This is a genomic window from Bacillus sp. AFS077874, assembly GCF_002566505.1.
Taxonomy (GTDB): Bacteria; Bacillota; Bacilli; order Bacillales; family Bacillaceae_G; genus Gottfriedia.
The window spans coordinates 42,945-62,167 of the sequence record NZ_NUYF01000052.1 but is presented as its reverse complement, the minus strand read 5'-3'; the positions used below and the strand labels follow the sequence as shown (position 1 = coordinate 62,167).

Genomic DNA, 19,223 nt, shown 5'->3' with positions numbered 1-19,223 from the left:
GATCCGTCTATGAGTAAACAATTAAAAGAAAGTCTGACAGTATCTCCCTTTTTTTTATTATTTCTTATTCATAGTACCCAAACAGGTGTTGGCTTGCTGAATTTTCAAAATGAAATAGTAAAAGGAGCCGGACAAGATGCATGGGTTTCGGTTTTAATAGTGGGTATATCTTTTCATATCATTATTTGGTTAATGTTTTACTTGTTAAAGAAATCGAATAATGGAGATATTATGTCTTTACACCAACAATTATTTGGGAAATGGATAGGAAATATATTAAATACTTTTTTTTATGTTTACATACTTTTAGTCATTACAACGATCATTAGGTCCTATATAGCAGTTCTTATTACTTGGGTTTTTCCATATTTTCCAATTTGGTTATTATCACTTATTATGCTATTTGTTATCACATATTTGGTCATTGGAGGATTTAGAGTCATTACAGGAATCTGTTTTTGGGGAGTAATCATTCCTTCTCTCTTATTGTTAACATTTTACTTTCCATTAAAATATGCATATTGGACGAATTTATTACCAGTTTTTAATCATAGTATAAGTGACTATTATGTTTCAGCAAAAAATTGTATTCTGATGTACTCTGGACCTGAGTTTTTGCTAATTTACTTCCCATTTATTAAAAATAATCAAAAATCTCAAAAATGGGCACATATTTCTCAAGCGTATACAATCATTTTATACTTATTTGTTACATTCGTTTCATTTGCTTACTTTAGTCATGGACAACTTAAACATATAACTTGGCCAACCCTTATGATGTCAAAAATTATTCGCTATCCATTTATAGAAAGATTTGAATATGTTTATATTTTTTTATGGCTCTTAGTAATTCTTCCTCCTTGTTGTATGGCATTGTGGGGAGCGTTCCGAATTTTAAAAGAATCGTTTAAATTTAAAACTAGAAAGTCTTTATGGTTCACAATATTAATTGTTTATTTCATGGTGATCAGTGTCAAAAGTAAATTGGATGTGGAGAAAATAGGGACTTTCATGACATATGTCACTTCTAGTTTTCTTTATTTTTATATACCAATTTTGTTTATTATTTATATGGTCTTTCAAGCTTTTAAAAAAGCCGATAGGTTAGGGTGAAATTAGTTTGTTATATAAAATGAAAAGTTATTTAACAAAAGGATATAAGCTATGTTCAATATAATTAATAAATTTAATGATTACAAATATTTAATCATTAATCCATTTGAACAAAAATTATTGATCGAGGGGCATTACAAACTCATTCAAGGGGAAACGAAAAATGGACAATCGTTTACTGATTTAAGATTGATGTTCGCTCATTTGGCCAAAGAAATTGGAAAGAAAGTGGTACTTGTTGGGTTCGAAGTATAGGTAGAAGGATTACTGATTAAAACGAGTAATTTTTTCCCGTACCTAAACGATTGCATAATAATAGGGAAAACTTACTATCATGCAATTCATTAGGTGCATTACGATGTTTTGCTACACATTCATAACTTATCATCAATGAGTATTAGTTCGGATAACTATATTGCTTCGATTGATTCACATCAAACACCAAATAGTTCGCTTGCAAAAGAGGGTCACTATCTCCTCGAGAAAAAATCGATGGAAAAATGAAGAATCATTTCGTTTTTAGACAAAATAAATTCCCAAATAGTAGATTACCTATCCTTATTATCGGATGGGCTTTTTTTAGTATCTACTATAAGGGGATAATATCATTTACAGAACTATGTTAGTGACAACTATAAAGATGTGTACGTACAACATCTATTACGAAATTGAAAATGAACAGTTCAGATTTAAGATTGTATTTTACGTATTACAGTAACCACTATTCTTAGCATTCGATATCGGAAACGAGGTATTTTTCCACAAAACGCAAAAAAACCTTAGTACACGGCGAGAGATAGCGTCCTTCAAGGTAAAAGATAGAAACCCAACGTGAAAGAGGAGGGTCCAAGGATAAAATAGAAACTGTTGGTCCCGGAGACTCCGCCATCAAACGTGGAAGTATCGAAATGCCTAGCTCCTTTGTCACCAATGTTCGTGGTGAGGCGCACTCGTAGGCGATATGCGGCTCGAAACCTTCACTAATGCACGTTGCAAGTAGTTGTGAACGAATTCCGGACCCTTCCTTAAAGAATACGAATGATTCTTCCTTAAGTTCTCCGATTGAAATTGTTTTTCTCTTCTCCAGTGGATGTCCTTTCGCGACAACTAGAACCAATTCATCTTGATATAAAGGTTTTGAGCAAATCCCCGTCTGCGCTACTAACTTTACCAAATTCGGTGAGTATTTAAAATCCAATGAGTGACCCATTGCGACATCTAATTCTCCCTTTTGAAGACCCTTTAGCATCAATTCAGTAGTATTCTCCCTTAAAAAAACTTTAATCGCAGGGTACTCTTTCCCGAACGCTACCAGCAAACTCGGCAACCTAGTTTGTACTAAAGATTCTAGCGCTCCTACGATAATTTTGCCGTGAGGGTAATTTATAAACTCTTTGACTGAGTCTTTCGCTCTTTGCGCCTCTGCTAAGGTCTTTTCAGCACCAATATAAAATTGCTCCCCATACTCTGTTAGCGTTACTCCCCGCCCGGTTCGTTTAAAGAGCTTAACGCCGAGCTCCTGTTCCAAATTACCTATCTGTTGCGAGAGCGCCGGTTGTGCTATCTTTAACCGTTCAGCCGCTCTTGTATAATTTTTAAGTCTTGCTACCTCTACGAAGTAAGTTAGTTGTCTAAGCTCCATACATTAAATGACCACCTAAAATCAAGATATAAGTAATTATTATAGTTAATATACCATATATATATTTTTCTTATCAATCAAGCCATATTATAATTTTTAAGATAGAGAAAAGAGGGAATAGTTAATTATTTTCATCATAAAAAATATGGAAAGAAGGAGAAAAAGTGAGTAGTAATCAATCATAAGGAAGATGGTACTTTGGCTGGAACATTGTAGCAGTGTGCACAATTCTCACGTTATTAACAGTAGGGACAAGATTAGGCATTGGTCCATTTGTAAAACCAATTTTGAATGATTTAGGAATGGATAGAACCACGCTCTCAGTCATTATTGCAATCGGCATGTTGGTCTACGGCATTGGTATGCCGTTAGCAGGGCGATTGTTGGATTGGTTTGGAACGCGAATTGTTCTGCTGATTGGTGTGGGATTGGTCGTGTCATCTATTATTTGGACGTATTTTTCTCATGGCTTACTAAGTTTTACGATTGCTTATGGCGTGTTGCTTTCACTGGGATTATCTTTTACCAGTCCTGTGACAGTCTCTCCTGTAGTCAGCAGATGGTTTACACGGCAAAGAGGAAAAGCGTTGTTTTACTTGTCAACTGGCTCCATGGCTGGGATTGCCATCATGACTCCCATTTTTACATTGTTTATTAATCTTGTCGGGTGGCGCAACACCTTAATGCTGCTCGCAGGTATCTTTATCCTTATCGCTGTCCCTTCAGCCATTATTGTCATCCGCGATGAAGTGCCCGAGGGAAGTGATGCGTTGCCAGGAAACCTGTGGGACGCATCCGGTAATAAAAAACAAGAACCGCTCGTTTTTTCCTCTTGGACTAAAGCCCTTAAGACACGTCCGTTTTGGCAAATATCTTTTGGGCTGTTTGTCTGCGGCGTCAGTATGAATCTACTTGGATCTCATGGTATACCAATGTTGACAGATCATCATTTTTCTAATGTCACCGCTTCGTTTGGGGTCGGGATGATTGGTGTTGTTGCAATGATTAGTAAGCTGTTCTTGGGTTCTCTTTCAGATCGAATTCCTCGTGGAAAAATACTGAGTGTGATTTATTTTGTCCGTGGATTAGGTTTCTTAGGTCTAGTTTTGGTGACCGCCCCATGGCAGTTATATATGGTAGCTGGAATCGGAGGGTTGGTATGGGCAGGAAGTATGGCACTTTCTTCTGCGATTCTGGGAGATATCTATGGTGTGAGATGGATGGGTATTTTATATGGTTGGGCATATTTCATTCATCAAATAGGTGGAGCAATTGGCTCCTTTCTAGGCGGGTGGAGCTATGAGCATTTTGGCACACATCTAGTTTCCTATAGTATCACCACCTTATTATTACTTTTGGCGAGTGTGGTATCTTTACAAATCCCTTCCCAACTGAATTTACCAAATAAGCAAGATTTATCTGTTAAGGCTAAATTGTAAAGACGTAAAGTTTTCACTGTTTCTGGCAGAAATATACCTTTACATTCAAGAAAAGAAAGAAACAGTAGCGTTCATATACTTCAGAAATGTCCACAAAATCCAAAGAAGGGAGTACCATCTTCCAAGGATTCTTTTCTTCAGGTTTCTTTCATAAGTTATTGAACCAACCTGTTAAATATTTTCATTTAATGTTTGTTTCACTTTATTCTAGAAGTATTTATAAAATCTAATACATAAAACAAAAAACTTATGAGGAGTTAAATTAATGGAATTAAGGGAAATAGAATATTTTTTGGCTATATGTGATGAATTACATTTTACAAGAGCAGCAGAAAAATTAGGAATATCACAACCTGCTTTAAGCCGTCAAATGAGAGCCCTTGAAGATAAATTAGGAGTTCGTTTATTTGATCGCTTAGGTAAAAAAATTGCCATTACTGAAGGGGGAAAAATTCTAAAAGAAGAATCCGATAAAATATTTTCTAATATAAAATTTATCTATGAACAAATTGGAGAGCTTCAAAAAGTAAAAAGAGGAAAACTTATTGTTGGAGCAATGTCTGGGGAGTTAAGTCAGCTGGCATCTGTAGTATTCTTAGAGCTTCACAGAATGTACCCCTATTTACAAATGAAGATTATTAAGTTAGCTAATATTGAAGATAGAGTTATTCAAAATGAAATCGATATAGCTTTGACACACCAAGCTTATGAAAAAGAACTGTTAACAAATATACCTTTATATAATGAAGAATTTTCTTTAGTAGTTCATATTGACCATCATTTGGCTAAAAGAGATATTGTTGAATTTGAAGAGATCAAGGACATTCCACTTGTTTTAAGTCCGAAGAACCACAATTGCCGAAAATTATTTGATGATGCCGCTACTTCTAAGGGATTTGTCATCCAGCCAATCATAGAATTAACGGATGTTCAATCTATTTTGAATATTGTGAAAGCAGGTGTTGGAGCTACCATACTTCCTAATTCTCTTCTCGCTTTTGAGAATCCTCAATCAGTTAAAGTAATTAAATTAGTTAATCCTGTTATTTGTAAGGAAATTGCTATTGTACATCACAAAGAAAAGTATATTGGAACTGCAGCTAGGAATTTTATGGACATTTTGCTTTCACATGTGAATGAGAATAGTCTTTATGTAGGAAATATTGAATATTCATTAATAAATTCCTGAAAGCTTATACAAAATTATTTGAGTATTTGGCAGTTTAGTCCAATAAAAGAATGAATGGTAATTCATTTTGTGATAAAGTTAAAATGCAGAATATTTTAAAAAATAAAACGAATGGAGGTAACTGTAGTTGGGGGTTTATACGTATTAAATATACCGTTACTAAAGATAATTATTTGAAAATGATTATTGGTTTAACAGTAAGGAGATAAGGAGATGAATGGTGATGTTTTTAAAGAAAAAATCATACTTAGGAGAGAAAAATGGCGTCTCATACTTGAATGGAGAAGTTAAATTTCAAAGTGTTTCATTAAATGTTTACAGTTATTTAGTGGATGGTGTATTAATTGATACTGGATCGCAGTCCTTACATAGATATTTCGAATCTTTTATTGACCAAGCAGATTTTGATCAAGTAATGATAACTCATTCTCATGAAGATCATTCAGGTTGTGCTGCTTATATTGAAAAAACTAAGAATCTACCAATATATTTAAGTGAAAAAACAATTGATTATTGCGCACGATGTGCAGATTATCCTTTATATAGGCAACTCTTTTGGGGGAGAAGAAAGCCGTTTCATGCTAAGGCTATGCCTGAAACGTTTACATCCAGAAATGCGACATGGAAAGTAATCGATACACCTGGTCATGCTTTTGATCATAAAGCTTTATTAAATCAGGAAACAGGTCAATTATTTACGGGAGATTTATTTGTAAGTGACCGGACAAAAGTCGTATTAGCAGAAGAAAGTATCCCTACAATTATTCATTCATTAGAGAAAGTTTTAACTTATGATTTTCAAGATGTATTTTGCAACCATGTAGGATTTGTAGAAGATGGTCGCGCAGCGCTTGAACGAAAACGAGACTATTTATTATCTATTAAGCATAAAGTATTAACTTTACAAAAAGAAGGGGATTCAGTTGAAGTTATCCGTAATAAGCTATTTCCAAAAAAATACCCAATTATAAAATTTTCAGACGGAGAATGGGATTCACTACACATTGTAACATCGATAATAAATGAAAATAATGTACGTAAACCTGATTTATTTTAAAAGATATTGAGGGCTTATTGGACAGATCCTTTTAATTTATGTTGATAAGGTATTAGTAATTTTTAATAATGAATATGGCTAAAATAACCCCGACAAATGTGATTAATCCAGCAAATATACTAGCATAAAACGATTATCCCAATGAATAAATGACTTAAAATAGGCTGTCGAGTATTTCTCGACAGCCTGAGGATGTCCCTTAGGTACATCTTATTTACCTTTATGAAGCAGGTTCAACTTTTGTTGCAATATAGCCTAAGCCATCCCATTGTAGATACACACGATATTTTTGCGAGCCTTTTGCTTTTGCTGATACAGTCCCGACTGATCCGCCTTGGTTGCTTTTGTCGCTCCCTAAAAACCATACAGTTAATTTATAAGTTTTATAAGTCCATATTGAACTACGCATGTGTTAGTTAAAGATTATAAGTTGCCAATGGCAACTTTTTTAATGTACTCCCATGAAAATTAAATTCTCCATAAAACCAAAAAAGGGCATTCAAAAATAAACTCATAAATAACTTTTTTAAAAAAAGGCTGAGCCTTTTAGGTGATCGTATTCAGTTTAGAAAATCGGAAAACAAAAACCTTCCTTTCTTAGTTAATAAAAATGAGGCTAGCGCGACAGTCGGTGGTACACAGTGGTCGTCGGAGTCAGACTAAATCATGGGCTCTAAGGCACCATAGTGCAAAGACCTTCCTCGCCAGCCATTAAACATTGTGTAGACACGGTAACAATTTTCATTCTCTGTGGTGCAGCGCTTGCGCTGCATGAGTGGCTAAATGGCAGATTAGTTGAATTAGGAATGTTTACAATAAATATTGGAGGCTAATTTTTATTTGAGATTTTGGAGGAAAGTGAATTGATAGAAAAAGGAATTTTTTTATCTGTTATAACTATTTATATATTGTTCGTTGTTTAAAAGGACTTCAATATTTTACAAAATGAATTTAAACTAAATCCAATAAAAATTGTAGTTAGAATAAGTCTCCTACTCCTTGCAGAGACTACTTTTGATTATTTTTATTAGTTTAAAAAGGAGAGAATTTTATGAAATCAACAAAATCTGTTGAACCATTATTTACCTCATTTGAAATTGGAGAATTGAAGCTTGAAAATCGATTTGTTATGGCACCAATGACCCGCAAGTTTTCACCGAATGGGATTCCAGGTTCCAATGTTGCTGAATATTATCGACGACGAGCTGAGAACGGAGTTGGTTTAATTATCACTGAAGGTACTCTAATTGAGCATCCTGCAGCTGGAGCAGAACCTGGTGTTCCACATTTTTATGGTGAAGAAGCTCTAAACGGATGGGCGCAAGTTGTTAAGAAAGTACATGAGGCTGGAGGGAAAATTGCTCCACAGATTTGGCACACTGGTATGGCGCGCGAAAAGAAAAATTTTCCTGATTCAGATGTCAATCCAATCGGTCCATCAGGTATCAGTTTAACTGGTGAAAAGGTATCTGAACCATTAAACGTCGAAGAGATTCAAGAACTTATTCAAGCTTACGCAAATGCTGCCTCTAATGCTAAGAAACTTGGCTTTGATGCAGTGGAAATACATGGCGCTCATGGATACCTTATAGACCAGTTCTTCTGGGACGTAACCAATAAGCGTACAGATGAATATGGTGGTGATCTAGTTAGTCGCACACGTTTTGCTGTAGACGTAATCAAAGCCGTGCGTCACGCTGTCGGTCCTAACTTCACTATTATTTTCCGATTTTCTCAATGGAAAGTTACCGACTATAATTTCAAACTAGCAAAGACTCCCGATGAATTGAAAATTTTCCTTCAACCGCTTTCTGAGGCTGGTGTAGATATTTTCCATGCTTCTACACGAAGATTCTGGAAGCCAGAGTTCGAGGAATCAGACCTTAACCTAGCAGGCTGGGCTCGTAAAATTACAGGTAAACCAGCAATTACAGTCGGATCAGTTGGTTTGGATTCTGAGATCATGAACTTATTCACGGAAGGTAAGGGTGGACAACCGGCAGATATCGATAATTTGATCGACCGTCTTGAGCGAGAAGAGTTTGATCTTGTGGCCGTTGGACGAGCACTACTAGCAGATCCGGCTTGGGTAGCAAAAATTCGTGAAGGTAACACCGAAGAACTGCGTTCATTTACGAAGGAAGCTTTAAATATTTTGAAATAAATACAAGGAGTTACTATTCACTTTGATAAAAAACAGGCAGGTTGCTAAAAATGATAGCTGTCTTTTTTTGAAAATTTTATAAACTCTTATGAGAAAAGAATTCTTATAAATTATTTAAAGCATCTGCTATTGGAGTTTTACCATCTCACATTGTTATGACTTTGCCTATATTTTACAGATGAGACTTTTACATATCTTTTCTAAATGTATTGAAAAGAAATATAAAAATTATAGTTTATGGGGTATGAGTGAAATTAATAAAGATATTTGGGAACTAATCCCAAACAGTTTTGAGGGATTGAATCGATATTTAACAAATACCCTACTGAGAGTAAATTAAAGAATAGGATAGGGTTTTTGTTTGTGGGCGAAACAGAAAAAAATTTTAGAAAAAACTACAAGCAAAATATTTTAAGTTTAACTTTTTTAATAAATGAATTTAAAAAATGGATAACAGACCAACTAGAATAGAATGACCTGCTATTCCTAAATCAATGTCCCCTTTTTTTAAACTTGTCTTTATTTCGCTTATACTATGAATTGGATTAAATGTGAAGACAGGGGTAGTATAAACACGTAAACAATAGTATCAACGGAAATTCTATTTATTTTTAAAGCATTCTCAAATTAGACCCTAAAAAAGAAAGGAATGACTTGGCATGAGCACTCAAACTAATTCACCTCAATTACCAGAAAATCTTCGTAAATTCAATCCAGTGACAGTGATTGGAGCTGGTCTTATTGGAATATCATGGACAGCATATTTCCTTGCGAAAGGATTGGAGGTAAGAGTGAATGATGTTCGATCTGATTTAGAGGACGTTGTGCATAACGGGATAGTACAGATTATCCCGTCGTTACGTGAACTTGGACTCCCAACGGAAGGTCTTACAGACAGACTTATTATTGAGAAGGACCTTGAACGTGCATTGGAAGGTGCTGCATTGGTACAAGAAAACGGTCCTGAACGGATCGAAATCAAACAAGAGTTATATACTCAGATTGAAAAATTTGTAAATAAGGATGCTTTATTATTGTCATCTTCTTCTGGGTTAAAAGCAAGTGATATTTCTAAAAACATGGTACATCCTGAACGTATGTTGATTGGACATCCTTTTAATCCGCCGCATCTTGTCCCACTCGTTGAGGTTGTACCTGGAACCAATACGGCACCAAATACAGTCGAGCAAGCTGTTGCTTTTTATAAAGAGTTAGGGAAGAATCCACTTGTATTGAAGAAAGAAATAGCTGGATTTGTTGCTAATCGTCTTCAATCAGCATTATTTCGTGAGGCTATCTATTTAGTGTCAGAAGGCGTTGTTTCGATGAAGGATCTTGATGAAATTGTAACAAGTTCGATTGGTCTTCGATGGGCAGCAGGTGGACCGTTTTTGACTTTCCATTTAGGGGGTGGAAAAGGAGGATTCCCTGCTTTCCTAAAACATCTAGGACCAGGAATGGATTCACTTTGGGATAATCTTGGTAAGCCACATTTAAATGAGGCTATGACTCAATCATTATCCGAATTGTCTATTTCTTCTTTTGGCGATACATCGGTCGATGATCTTGAAATAGAGCGTGATCAACGACAAATAAGTATCCTTCGTTCATTAAATGAGAATCGATGTAAATAACATAGCAAAAAATTGCAATAAACCATTAACAGCACCTGCTTACCCCGTGCCAACATATAAATTTGTTAACCGTGAGTATCTTAATATTATATACCGAACGGATGATAAAGCTTTACGGCGTCAGTGCCAGAACCTCTTGAAATTACTGAACCTATAGTGAAATTCGAAGTGATGTGGATGCCCGATGTTTCTGGACTTGATGCCTATACAGAGACAAGACAAGTAATCCCTTTAGTTTCATCGGTGAAGAAGGAGATTTTGTACATTCTATGTACGTAGACAATTTCCCAGCTATTGCAAGGGGACGTGAACTTACTGCATTAAAATTGGGTGCACTTTGCTTGTATTGAAAGTAGTTTCAGCGTCACATATCCTAAGGGATTTAACCTAAACTTAGTGAGGAATGCTACCTTTAAAATAGAATCGGAGGTAAATCCGTGCAAAGAGGTAAGGGTTACGTGATACTTTTTTCAATATGCCTGCTTATAAGCTTCGCGAAGCTTGTTCATACTGAAAAAAAGAACCAACCAAGTAAAGTTGTGAAAGAATTTCCTTCAAGCAATCGACCATCAGAATTGGTATGCGATTCCAAATCTGTGGGTGAAAAATGAAGATTTGCTTGGATTTATTAAAAATAAGCAAAATCAAAAAGAGAAAAATGGATTCTTTGGGATCCAGAAAGCAAAGATAAAGTATCTGAAAGAGGTACCGTATTCGTATGCTTCGCAATATTTACCAACGTGATATATAGAGAAATTTAAGAATCCGAGAGTATTTTATGTTGGAGTTGATTACAAAGTAAACAAAGAGAATCAGTACCAACTAAATGGAGTTAACTTTTCTTTGTTACGACTGTTTTAGAAGACGGTATGTGGAAAATTGTTACAGAAAACGATTCCACCAATCAATTCGCTTATTAGAGATGGATATGGATTTGGAACTGATGATGAAAAGACATATGATGAAAGGCGAATGAAATACCTCAATCGCTTTTCCGTTAGTTCGTTATTATCAGGAGGAATAATGGGTGAAATTGTACCGTCAATGTAATAACCTCATACAATTAACTGTTGCTTTAATTGAACAACGGTAGACTGCTTTGCAGTCTATTTTTATTTTTCTAACTGGCAGTTTGGTTCAGTAAGGATAAAAGGGTATTATGGCTGAATTATTTTATATATAAATGATATGGAAGTTATTTTCCTATATAACCTTTTCTCGGAGGTCAATGATGCTAAAGATAGTAACTCTGTTGAAAGTAATTGGATTTTTTTCTAATGATTTCTCTAATATTCGTAACGATATTAATAATAAACTATTTTATGTCGTTAAAAAAATATCTGAGTGAAATTTATTAGAAATTGGAGGTATTATTTATTATAAAAAGTAAGGGGTATTCAACTAAAGCATGCGTTCGTATTATAAGGTCATCCAGTTTTTACTGGTTGACCATTTTTCATATGGTTTTATTATTATGGTAGCCGGGGTAGAACGTTGCATGCGTGGGGCTTTGACCCCGTCAACTAAACAGTTCGCCCCCTATTTGTAGAAGCATGATTTGGGCTGGTTGGGACTTAGATCTCGTATAACAAGCGAACCTATGAAACTACAAAAAGAACGAGGGGTTACCGGTGAATTTATTTGAGGAGGAGATCATTTATGAATCCAGTAGTTGGTCTGGATATTGCCAAAGGTGAAAGTCAAGTTCAAGCATTTTTAGATAAGGGGCATCCTTATAAACGCAGTTTTAAAATTACTCATACACTCGATGGATTTGAACAGTTACATCATTTTTTATTAGAAATTGAGATACTAACTATGAAATTGAGATACTAACTAAACAAAACCTGCGATTGTCTTAGAGTCAACAGGTCACTATCACTCACCCATTCTTCATTTTTTAGAAGAACATAATTATTTATATATTGTCGTTAATCCATTAATTTCTTATCGAGCGAAAAGCACGAGTTTGCGAAAAGTTAAAACTGACGCGATTGATTCCTATCACCTGTGCGAGTTGTATTACAAAGAAGAGCTAGAACCATATAAAAAACGAGGAATTCAGCTTCTAAATCTTCGGAATTTAACTCGTCAACACGATAGTATTACAGGAATGAGTTCTAAAACAAAATTACAGTTCCAAACAATACTTGATCAAGTGTTTCCTGAATACACTAGTGTATTTGGAGACCTTTACTCGATTGTTTCTCTTCTCACTTTACTAGAGTTTCCAACGTCAAATGACGTTCTTAAGGCAGGAGAAGGCTTACTTTCTGAGAGGATCAAATTCTATTGTAATAGTCGTTCAAAATCTTGGGCAAGAACAAAAGCAAAAGATTTAATAGCAGCCGCAACAAAAAATCGATTTCAAACAAACTTATATCAAAGTCTCGTCATAACGATGGAAATGCACATTAAGTTGGTCCTTCAATACAAAGAGCATCTATCGAAATTAAAGCTTGAAATAGATGCCCTTGTGAAAGAAATTGAAGAATATAAGATTATCCAAACGATTCCCGGTATTGGAGAAAAAATCGCCGCCACGATTCTTTCAGAAATCGGAGAAATCGATCGGTTTAATCACCCTAAAAAACTTGTGGCTTTCGCGGGAGTTGATCCAAGCGCCTTTGAGTCAGGTAGATTTACAGCGACTTAAAACCGTATTACAAAACGTGGATCTAGTAGACTAAGGCATGCCTTGTTTATGGCTGTTAAATGCGCCATTCGAGATAGTCGTAAAAAGAAAACGACCAATGAAATCATCCCAAGAAATAAGAGATTACGTGAGTTTTACGACAAAAAACGTAGTGAAGGAAAACCTTATAAAGTATCCGTTATAGCTTGTGTAAATAAGCTTTTACACTGGATTTATGCCCTATTAAAAACCAATACGACTTTCCAAGATATAGGCTTAAATGTAAAAATAAAGCAAGAAATACAAAACCTTCCAAATCATAACAGATGGAAGGTTATTTGACATGTCTATTTTTAGTATAACATGTGTTTTATAAAATTTTTATTGAAAAATATTGACAACTATTAGCTGGTTTAGTTCAACTAGATCACGAGTCGCTAATTGCGGCTTTTAAGGCTCCTATAAAGATTGACTTGAAACGGATTTTTCACAGCCACAGTAATTAAAAGCTTTGCTCTTTCGTTTGTCCATTGTTTAGAACAATTAGTACATAAAGATGCAATTCGTTTAGCTAGTTGATCTTCACCTGTTTTAACACAAATTCAGATGAAGTAAACTCTAGTAAAGTTAAGAGCGAAACATTAGAGTACAAGTCGCCAATTTTCTTAAACTTGAGCTTTTAGCCCGATAAGAGATTTGTAACGATGTAAATATAATTTAAATAATCTAAGAACTGCATATTTTTTTGTTTAGAGCAAGAGTCACAATTAAAGAAACTAAACAGCTACAATTGTGATTTGGTTGTTCATTTGCAATCAAAATCGTGTTCATGTTGTCATCTATTGTGATGAAAAAGTTATATTAATATCGAATTAATATGTAAAAAAGAGGGAATGAAATTCCCTCTTTTTATTAAGGTAAGAATCTAAATCACTATATATCATATAACTTATACATCTTAACACCATTAATTTCTATGCTAAAATTATACTCCTATCTACCTGTTGATTTTTCTCCTCGAAGAATCATACAAGTGCTTAAAGCATGGGCGACTAAGGAACCTCCTTCATCAAAAACATCACACTTAATTAAGCCTATAGTATTTCCTCTTTTCATTACCTCGCCTTTTGCTATAATTTTTTCGTTCCAGACGGGTTTTAAATAGTTAATTTTAAGTTCTACGGTTGTAAAGGATTCATTAGTTTCTAATGTACTCGCAAAGGCTACACCCATCGCCATATCTGCAATATCGCATAAAATCCCACCGTGGATTGTTCCCATAGGATTTGCATGTTTTTCTGTATCACATTGTAATTCAAAAACTGCTTTTCCTTCTTCGACATTTACAAGTTCCGCACCAATTAACCTTGCAATAGGCGGCGGTGGAACCTCGCCATTCATAATTTTTTGCATGTCTAAAACTTTTTTACTCATATTAACACCCTCTCATTAAAAATATACAAAACGGTCTGTTTTTATTATATATTTTAATTGATGTGATTTGTCAATATAATTTAAAATATTCAGATAAAAATAATGTCATTTTGAAGCCTTATAGAGTTATACTAAATATAACAGACCATTTAGTTTGAAAAATCATTCAGAAAAGAGGACTAAAATATGCGTAAAGGCGAACGAACTAAGCAGATGATTATTGAAAAAGCCTCTGGACTATTAAATACAAAAGGTTATATGAGTACTCCTATTACTACTATCATGGAAAAAACAGGGATGGAAAAAGGAGGAATATATAATCACTTTAAAAATAAAGCAGAACTTTCATTGGATGCATTTTCTTACTCAATTAATACCATGTCCATTACTTTTCAAAATGCAATTGAAAACCAAAATTCAACTATTGATAAGCTGAATGCTATTCTTGATGTTTTTTTGTTTTTAGTAGATGGTAAGCCCATTCCTGGAGGGTGTCCGATTTTAAATGCAGCGATAGAGTCAGATGATGCACATCCCGATTTACGGGAGGCGACAGTAATGGCCATGAATGATTTATATTCAATGATCCTTCGAATAGTTCGAAATGGGATAAAAAACGGAGAAATTATCCCTACGATAGATTCTGAAACTTTTACAACTATATTTATATCCACAATTGAAGGATCTCTAATGATGACAAAGTTATATTATGATACCATTTATATAAACCGCTCTATTGGCTTTTTAAGAGATTATCTTATTAAACTTGAAACGACGAATAATTAAAAGATCTGGAGAAAGAAAAAGCGATAGCCAACAAGAAACTATCCCTTTGAAACAATCAAATTAATAAAGTAGTTTATTTAAATTCTAATAACTAAAAAATAAACTGCAGCTTTTACCAATCTTCTTGGATGGTAAGGCTGCAGTTTTTTGATGAATAGTTTGTTGTATCAATGGAAAATATATACATGTTCATGAAAAAAATTACCAGAAAAAAAAGGAGGTATTGCTCATGAATAATGAAAAAATTTACATTAGTGCAGCATTAATCCTCGTACTATTTTCCAGTATACTTATGCACCATTTTATATTGATTCCAATATTACTTGACATAGCAGGTCGAGATTCGTGGATATCTGTAGTTATTGCTTTTCCAGCTCTAATAGTCTGGCTTTGCATTTTATATTACATCATGATAAAAACAGAACAAAAATCTATCACCTTACTGATAAAACAGCGATATGGAAATATAGCCTATTTTATCATTGTAATCCCATTATTAGCTTTTCTATTGATAAATACATACTTTGCTTTAAAAAACATTTCAAGTTGGATCACGATAATTTATTTACCGAAAACGCCAATAATTGTTATCGAAGTATGTTTATTAATTATCTGCACTTATTGTGCACATGCGGGCATAACATCCATTGCTGTCATATCAGTATTTCTTTTTCCTTTTGTTCTATTGTTTGAACTTTTTCTTGATGGAGCAAATATCCAATTTATGCACATAAATTGGATGAAACCGATGTTGCAAAATGGTTGGAATCCTATTTTTAAAGGGAGCTTTTTCATTGCAGGAGGATATATTGAACTCTTGTTTTTATTACTAGTCCAACACCATATCAAAAAGCGAGTTAAATTCTGGCAATTATTTTTTTTAGGTTTTTTAATATTACTTTCATCACTTTTTCCATTATTTTATTCAATCTCTTTATTTGGTCATCAATTAGCAGAAAAAATGCGCTACCCTGTTTATGAGCAATGGCGTCTTCTAGGAATAGGTCAATTTATTCAACATATAGACTTTATCTCTGTTTATCAATTTATGTCAGTTTCCTTTATTAGAATTGCCTTAACCTTGTACTTATGTATCGATATTTTAAATATTAGATCAAAACGGACCCAAAAAAAATTGTTATGGTCTTTAAGTTTTGCTTTATTAGCAGCTATCTGTATTCCAATTTCTGATTTAAAACTTCATTCATTTTTTAAATATAATTATACCCCTATATTTGTACCAGTTATCTTTTTCATATCAATTTTATTAGTACTTTTTGTTTTAAAATTTAAAGTAAAACCAAAAGCGGGGTGAGTCCAATTTCAAAAATAAATGAACAAAAAATAAGAAAGCTATTTAGCAACTGTGCAGATGTTCAATTAAAAGTTCATATCTTATACAATAAATCGAAAAGTGAACGAGTACTTTTTGTCTACTCTAGTGGAATGATTGATACCATTCATATGAACCAGTTCGTTTTACCTAATCTCCAAAGTAATACTTTACAATTAATACCCATCATTTGTGATAAAAAAGATACTGAACAACAAATCACATTGAAAGTTTTTTCTGGTGAATTAATTTTACTATTTGAAGAAACTGGTGAGCTTTGTTCATTAAATATATCAAAAATTCCACAACGTCAACCTGAGGAATCCTCATATGAGGTTTCAATTAAAGGTGCTCGTGACGGATTTACGGAATCTCTAGAAACAAATGTGGCATTACTTCGAAAACGAATACGTAGTACCACCTTATGCAATGAAATATTTACGATTGGTAAACGAAGTCAAACTAGCGTTTCATTACTCTACCTTTCAGATGTAATGAATGAGAGTATTATTGCGGAAGCAAGAAACAGACTGAATTCAATTGATATAGACATTCTAAATGGGGTTTCTCCACTTGAGGAGTTACTATCAGACTCACCATATACGATTATCCCGTCTTTAACTTATAATACTAGGCCAGATATGATAGTCGAGTCACTGCAAAGAGGACGCTTTTGTATATTAATAGATGGTGCTCCAGCAGCATTAATAGCACCAATTAATTTACAATTTTTACTAAAATCCGCTGAAGATTTGTACATGCCTTATTATTTTGTGACACTTGAGAGAATATTAAGATATTTAGGTTTGTTAATTTCGGTCTTGCTACCTGGTTTTTACGTTGCAATGGTATCTTTTCATCAAGACCAGATTCCTTTTCCAGCACTTGCAACAATTTCAATTAATTGTAAAGGGATACCATTTCCTCCTGGAATGGAGGTAATTATCATGACTATTCTTTTTGAACTTCTGTATGAGGCAGGTTTGCGTTTGCCGAAATCAACAGGTCAAACTGTTACTGTGGTAGGAGCGTTAATTGTAGGAGAAACCATGATTCGATCAGGACTTACTTCTCCTAATGTAGTTGTCATTGTTGCAATTACTTTGATATCTCAGTTCCTAATTGTAAACATATCTTTTGGAAGTGCTGTTATTTTAATGAGAGCTGTAAGCATTTTAATGGCGTGTATTTTAGGTTATCCAGGTTTAATGCTTGCTCTTTTTCTAATATTAATATATGTCTCAACTTTAAAATCTTTTGGAGTGTCATACATGTCTTCATTTAATAATCCAAGTGACAGCGACTACTTAAAAGGTTTAATTCAGCTTCCAAAACCATTTATGAGAAAGACTCCAAAATTTCTATATACGAAACTTGAACGACAACAGGGGGATAAGTTAAATTGAAACGGAGGTTAATACTACTAATTGCTCCTATTTTACTTTTAACCGGATGTTGGGATCTAAAACAACTAAGTCAAACAACATATGTTTCAGCTCTAGGAGTAGATTATGTAAATAATGAATTTGTTTTATATGTACAAGTATTGGATTTTGCAACTATTGGTAAATCAGAGCAAGGAAGTAGTGGAGCTGAAGGACCTAACACATGGGTTGGTAAAGGAAAAGGACCGACTTTTGCAAAGGCTTGGAATGACTTATACAATAGCACTCAACAAAGGACATTATTTGGTCAAATAAGTTCGGTTGTATTTAAAGAAGCAGCTTTAGGTAAAAAACAAGTAGCGGAATCCTTAGATACATTTGAGCGATTTGTAGATGCAAGACTCACACCTTGGATTTATACTACAAAAGAGCCAATTGATAAAATTTTTGCAGTAGAACCTATGTTACCAAATTCTCCAATTATGACTTTATTACATTTACCGAATGGTAACTATGAACAACATTCACTAATATCACCGATGAAATTAGTTGAATTCGCTGCACTTATTAATGAACCTAGCACTTCAATTATTGTACCAACACTTGGTTTAAATGATGAACTGTGGAAAAAAGATGACGAAAATATGCCGATGTTGAATGTAAATGGAGCTTTTTTGTTTTATAAAGGGAAACAACCACAATGGTTATCCAAAGACGATTTAAAAGGATTACGTTGGGTTGATCGGAATACAGAACGTACACCTCTAGCTCTTAACGAAAAGAACGGAAAAATAAAAGCATTGCTTCCAATTGAAGACCCAATTATTAAGATTCATTCAAAGGTTAACAAATCAGGTGTTCCAAAATTTAATATGAATATTAAAGTACATGCAACTGTAACTCAGTTAAACTCCAAAGTCAGCAATAAAGTGTTACAAAATGAAGCAGAAAAAGAAATTAAAAAGGAAATCCGAACGACTTTTTCAAAAGGAATAAGTAAAAAGTTGGATATATTTCATTTAGAAGAAGAATTGTATAGAAATAACTATAAATCTTGGAAATCAATTACTAAAAAAAATAAATTTCAACTAACTCCTAAATCACTTGGTACTATTAAAGTTAAGGTTACAGTCACTGATAGAGAAGAATTAGAATAAAGAAAATTATTTAATAATGACCAAATACTTATACAATCCCTTCGCAGTAACTATTTTGAATACTAAATTGAGTTTTCCTATTAGGAAAACAATAGTTAAGCGAGGGGATATTTTAAAAAAGTAAAAGGTAAAAAAAGTGTAAACTTATTTCACTTCGCTAAAAATATGATTTCTATATTTTATAAATATAAAATAAATGTAATTGACAGGAAATATGATAAATATTATCATTATCTTGAATTCGAGATAATATTC

16 protein-coding genes and 2 pseudogenes are annotated in these 19,223 nt (G+C 33.8%); 15 read left to right on the top strand and 3 right to left on the bottom strand.

All coding sequences use genetic code 11. From position 1 onward, the window contains the following. The first annotated feature begins 9 nt into the window (after positions 1-9). Both COJ46_RS21615 and COJ46_RS21610 read left to right on the top strand, forming a co-directional pair. Positions 10-1,113 carry a GerAB/ArcD/ProY family transporter gene (locus tag COJ46_RS21615; RefSeq protein WP_097977143.1) on the top strand — a complete coding sequence of 368 codons (1,104 nt, stop codon included), beginning with the start codon at positions 10-12 and terminating at the stop codon, positions 1,111-1,113. A gap of 51 nt (positions 1,114-1,164) precedes the next feature. Further along, positions 1,165-1,368 carry a hypothetical protein gene (locus tag COJ46_RS21610; RefSeq protein ID WP_097977145.1) on the top strand — a complete coding sequence of 68 codons (204 nt, stop codon included), beginning with the start codon at positions 1,165-1,167 and terminating at the stop codon, positions 1,366-1,368. 472 nt (positions 1,369-1,840) lie between these two features. On the opposite strand, the gene COJ46_RS21605 is transcribed toward COJ46_RS21610, so the two are convergent. Beyond that, positions 1,841-2,755, bottom strand: coding sequence for a LysR family transcriptional regulator (locus tag COJ46_RS21605; protein ID WP_098566273.1), 915 nt, complete (start codon positions 2,753-2,755; stop codon positions 1,841-1,843). Between the two features lie 218 nt (positions 2,756-2,973). Between COJ46_RS21605 and COJ46_RS21600 the strand changes: the two genes are divergently transcribed. The 3 genes from COJ46_RS21600 (at position 2,974) to COJ46_RS21590 (ending at position 6,440) form a co-directional block, all read left to right on the top strand. Next, positions 2,974-4,194, top strand: a complete 1,221-nt coding sequence (locus COJ46_RS21600) for an MFS transporter (RefSeq protein WP_286133589.1) — start codon at positions 2,974-2,976, stop codon at positions 4,192-4,194. Positions 4,195-4,459: 265 nt separating this feature from the next. Next, positions 4,460-5,383, top strand: a complete 924-nt coding sequence (locus COJ46_RS21595; protein ID WP_097977151.1) for a LysR family transcriptional regulator — start codon at positions 4,460-4,462, stop codon at positions 5,381-5,383. Between the two features lie 223 nt (positions 5,384-5,606). Beyond that, positions 5,607-6,440 (top strand): MBL fold metallo-hydrolase, encoded by an 834-nt coding sequence (locus COJ46_RS21590; RefSeq protein ID WP_097977152.1) that lies wholly within the window; start codon positions 5,607-5,609, stop codon positions 6,438-6,440. 220 nt (positions 6,441-6,660) lie between these two features. Here COJ46_RS21590 and COJ46_RS21585 read toward each other — a convergent pair whose 3' ends face one another. After that, positions 6,661-6,849, bottom strand: coding sequence for a DUF1510 family protein (locus COJ46_RS21585; protein ID WP_097977154.1), 189 nt, complete (start codon positions 6,847-6,849; stop codon positions 6,661-6,663). Positions 6,850-7,491: 642 nt separating this feature from the next. Between COJ46_RS21585 and COJ46_RS21580 the strand changes: the two genes are divergently transcribed. The 6 genes and pseudogenes from COJ46_RS21580 (at position 7,492) to COJ46_RS21565 (ending at position 13,215) form a co-directional block, all read left to right on the top strand. Further along, the gene (locus COJ46_RS21580) at positions 7,492-8,604 is read left to right on the top strand and encodes an NADH:flavin oxidoreductase (RefSeq protein WP_098566272.1); all 1,113 of its coding nucleotides are present in this window, start codon (positions 7,492-7,494) and stop codon (positions 8,602-8,604) included. 659 nt (positions 8,605-9,263) lie between these two features. After that, entirely contained in the window at positions 9,264-10,238 is a 975-nt protein-coding gene (locus COJ46_RS21575) for a 3-hydroxyacyl-CoA dehydrogenase NAD-binding domain-containing protein (RefSeq protein WP_097977156.1), read from the top strand. Next, positions 10,219-10,585 (top strand): annotated as a pseudogene (locus COJ46_RS25130) (acetoacetate decarboxylase family protein); the annotation flags it as partial. The gene COJ46_RS21575 and the pseudogene COJ46_RS25130, both read left to right, overlap by 20 nt. Before the next feature lie 90 nt (positions 10,586-10,675). Next, positions 10,676-10,849, top strand: a complete 174-nt coding sequence (locus tag COJ46_RS24795; RefSeq protein ID WP_176522578.1) for a hypothetical protein — start codon at positions 10,676-10,678, stop codon at positions 10,847-10,849. A 268-nt stretch (positions 10,850-11,117) separates the two neighbouring features. Next, on the top strand, positions 11,118-11,288 hold the full coding sequence (locus COJ46_RS24670; protein WP_176522579.1) for a hypothetical protein: 171 nt from the start codon (positions 11,118-11,120) through the stop codon (positions 11,286-11,288). Positions 11,289-11,897: 609 nt separating this feature from the next. After that, a pseudogene (locus tag COJ46_RS21565) lies at positions 11,898-13,215 on the top strand (IS110 family RNA-guided transposase). Between the two features lie 651 nt (positions 13,216-13,866). On the opposite strand, the gene COJ46_RS21560 reads toward COJ46_RS21565, so the two are convergent. Beyond that, positions 13,867-14,307, bottom strand: a complete 441-nt coding sequence (locus COJ46_RS21560; RefSeq protein WP_097977158.1) for a PaaI family thioesterase — start codon at positions 14,305-14,307, stop codon at positions 13,867-13,869. A 186-nt stretch (positions 14,308-14,493) separates the two neighbouring features. On the opposite strand from COJ46_RS21560, the gene COJ46_RS21555 reads away from it, so the two are divergent. The 4 genes from COJ46_RS21555 (at position 14,494) to COJ46_RS21540 (ending at position 18,968) form a co-directional block, all read left to right on the top strand. After that, positions 14,494-15,093 carry a TetR/AcrR family transcriptional regulator gene (locus COJ46_RS21555; RefSeq protein WP_097977160.1) on the top strand — a complete coding sequence of 200 codons (600 nt, stop codon included), beginning with the start codon at positions 14,494-14,496 and terminating at the stop codon, positions 15,091-15,093. A gap of 229 nt (positions 15,094-15,322) precedes the next feature. Continuing rightward, a complete protein-coding gene (locus COJ46_RS21550) occupies positions 15,323-16,408 on the top strand; it encodes a GerAB/ArcD/ProY family transporter (protein WP_097977162.1) in 1,086 nt (361 codons plus the stop codon). Next, on the top strand, positions 16,405-17,832 hold the full coding sequence (locus COJ46_RS21545; protein ID WP_097977164.1) for a spore germination protein: 1,428 nt from the start codon (positions 16,405-16,407) through the stop codon (positions 17,830-17,832). Before COJ46_RS21550 ends, COJ46_RS21545 begins: the two co-directional genes overlap by 4 nt. Further along, entirely contained in the window at positions 17,829-18,968 is a 1,140-nt protein-coding gene (locus tag COJ46_RS21540) for a Ger(x)C family spore germination protein (RefSeq protein ID WP_098566271.1), read from the top strand. The genes COJ46_RS21545 and COJ46_RS21540 overlap by 4 nt, the downstream gene beginning before the upstream one ends. Positions 18,969-19,223 lie beyond the last annotated feature (255 nt).

Excerpts from the sequence above, each read along its gene's own strand:
- COJ46_RS21590 (WP_097977152.1), top strand. The coding sequence starts at position 5,607 with ATGTTTTTAAAGAAAAAATCATACTTAGGAGAGAAAAATGGCGTCTCA.
- COJ46_RS21575 (WP_097977156.1), top strand. The coding sequence starts at position 9,264 with ATGAGCACTCAAACTAATTCACCTCAATTACCAGAAAATCTTCGTAAA.
- COJ46_RS21580 (WP_098566272.1), top strand. The coding sequence starts at position 7,492 with ATGAAATCAACAAAATCTGTTGAACCATTATTTACCTCATTTGAAATT.
- COJ46_RS21595 (WP_097977151.1), top strand. The coding sequence starts at position 4,460 with ATGGAATTAAGGGAAATAGAATATTTTTTGGCTATATGTGATGAATTA.
- COJ46_RS21615 (WP_097977143.1), top strand. The coding sequence starts at position 10 with ATGAGTAAACAATTAAAAGAAAGTCTGACAGTATCTCCCTTTTTTTTA.
- COJ46_RS21605 (WP_098566273.1), bottom strand. The coding sequence starts at position 2,755 with ATGGAGCTTAGACAACTAACTTACTTCGTAGAGGTAGCAAGACTTAAA.
- COJ46_RS21555 (WP_097977160.1), top strand. The coding sequence starts at position 14,494 with ATGCGTAAAGGCGAACGAACTAAGCAGATGATTATTGAAAAAGCCTCT.
- COJ46_RS21610 (WP_097977145.1), top strand. The coding sequence starts at position 1,165 with ATGTTCAATATAATTAATAAATTTAATGATTACAAATATTTAATCATT.
- COJ46_RS21550 (WP_097977162.1), top strand. The coding sequence starts at position 15,323 with ATGAATAATGAAAAAATTTACATTAGTGCAGCATTAATCCTCGTACTA.
- COJ46_RS21585 (WP_097977154.1), bottom strand. The coding sequence starts at position 6,849 with ATGCGTAGTTCAATATGGACTTATAAAACTTATAAATTAACTGTATGG.
- COJ46_RS21560 (WP_097977158.1), bottom strand. The coding sequence starts at position 14,307 with ATGAGTAAAAAAGTTTTAGACATGCAAAAAATTATGAATGGCGAGGTT.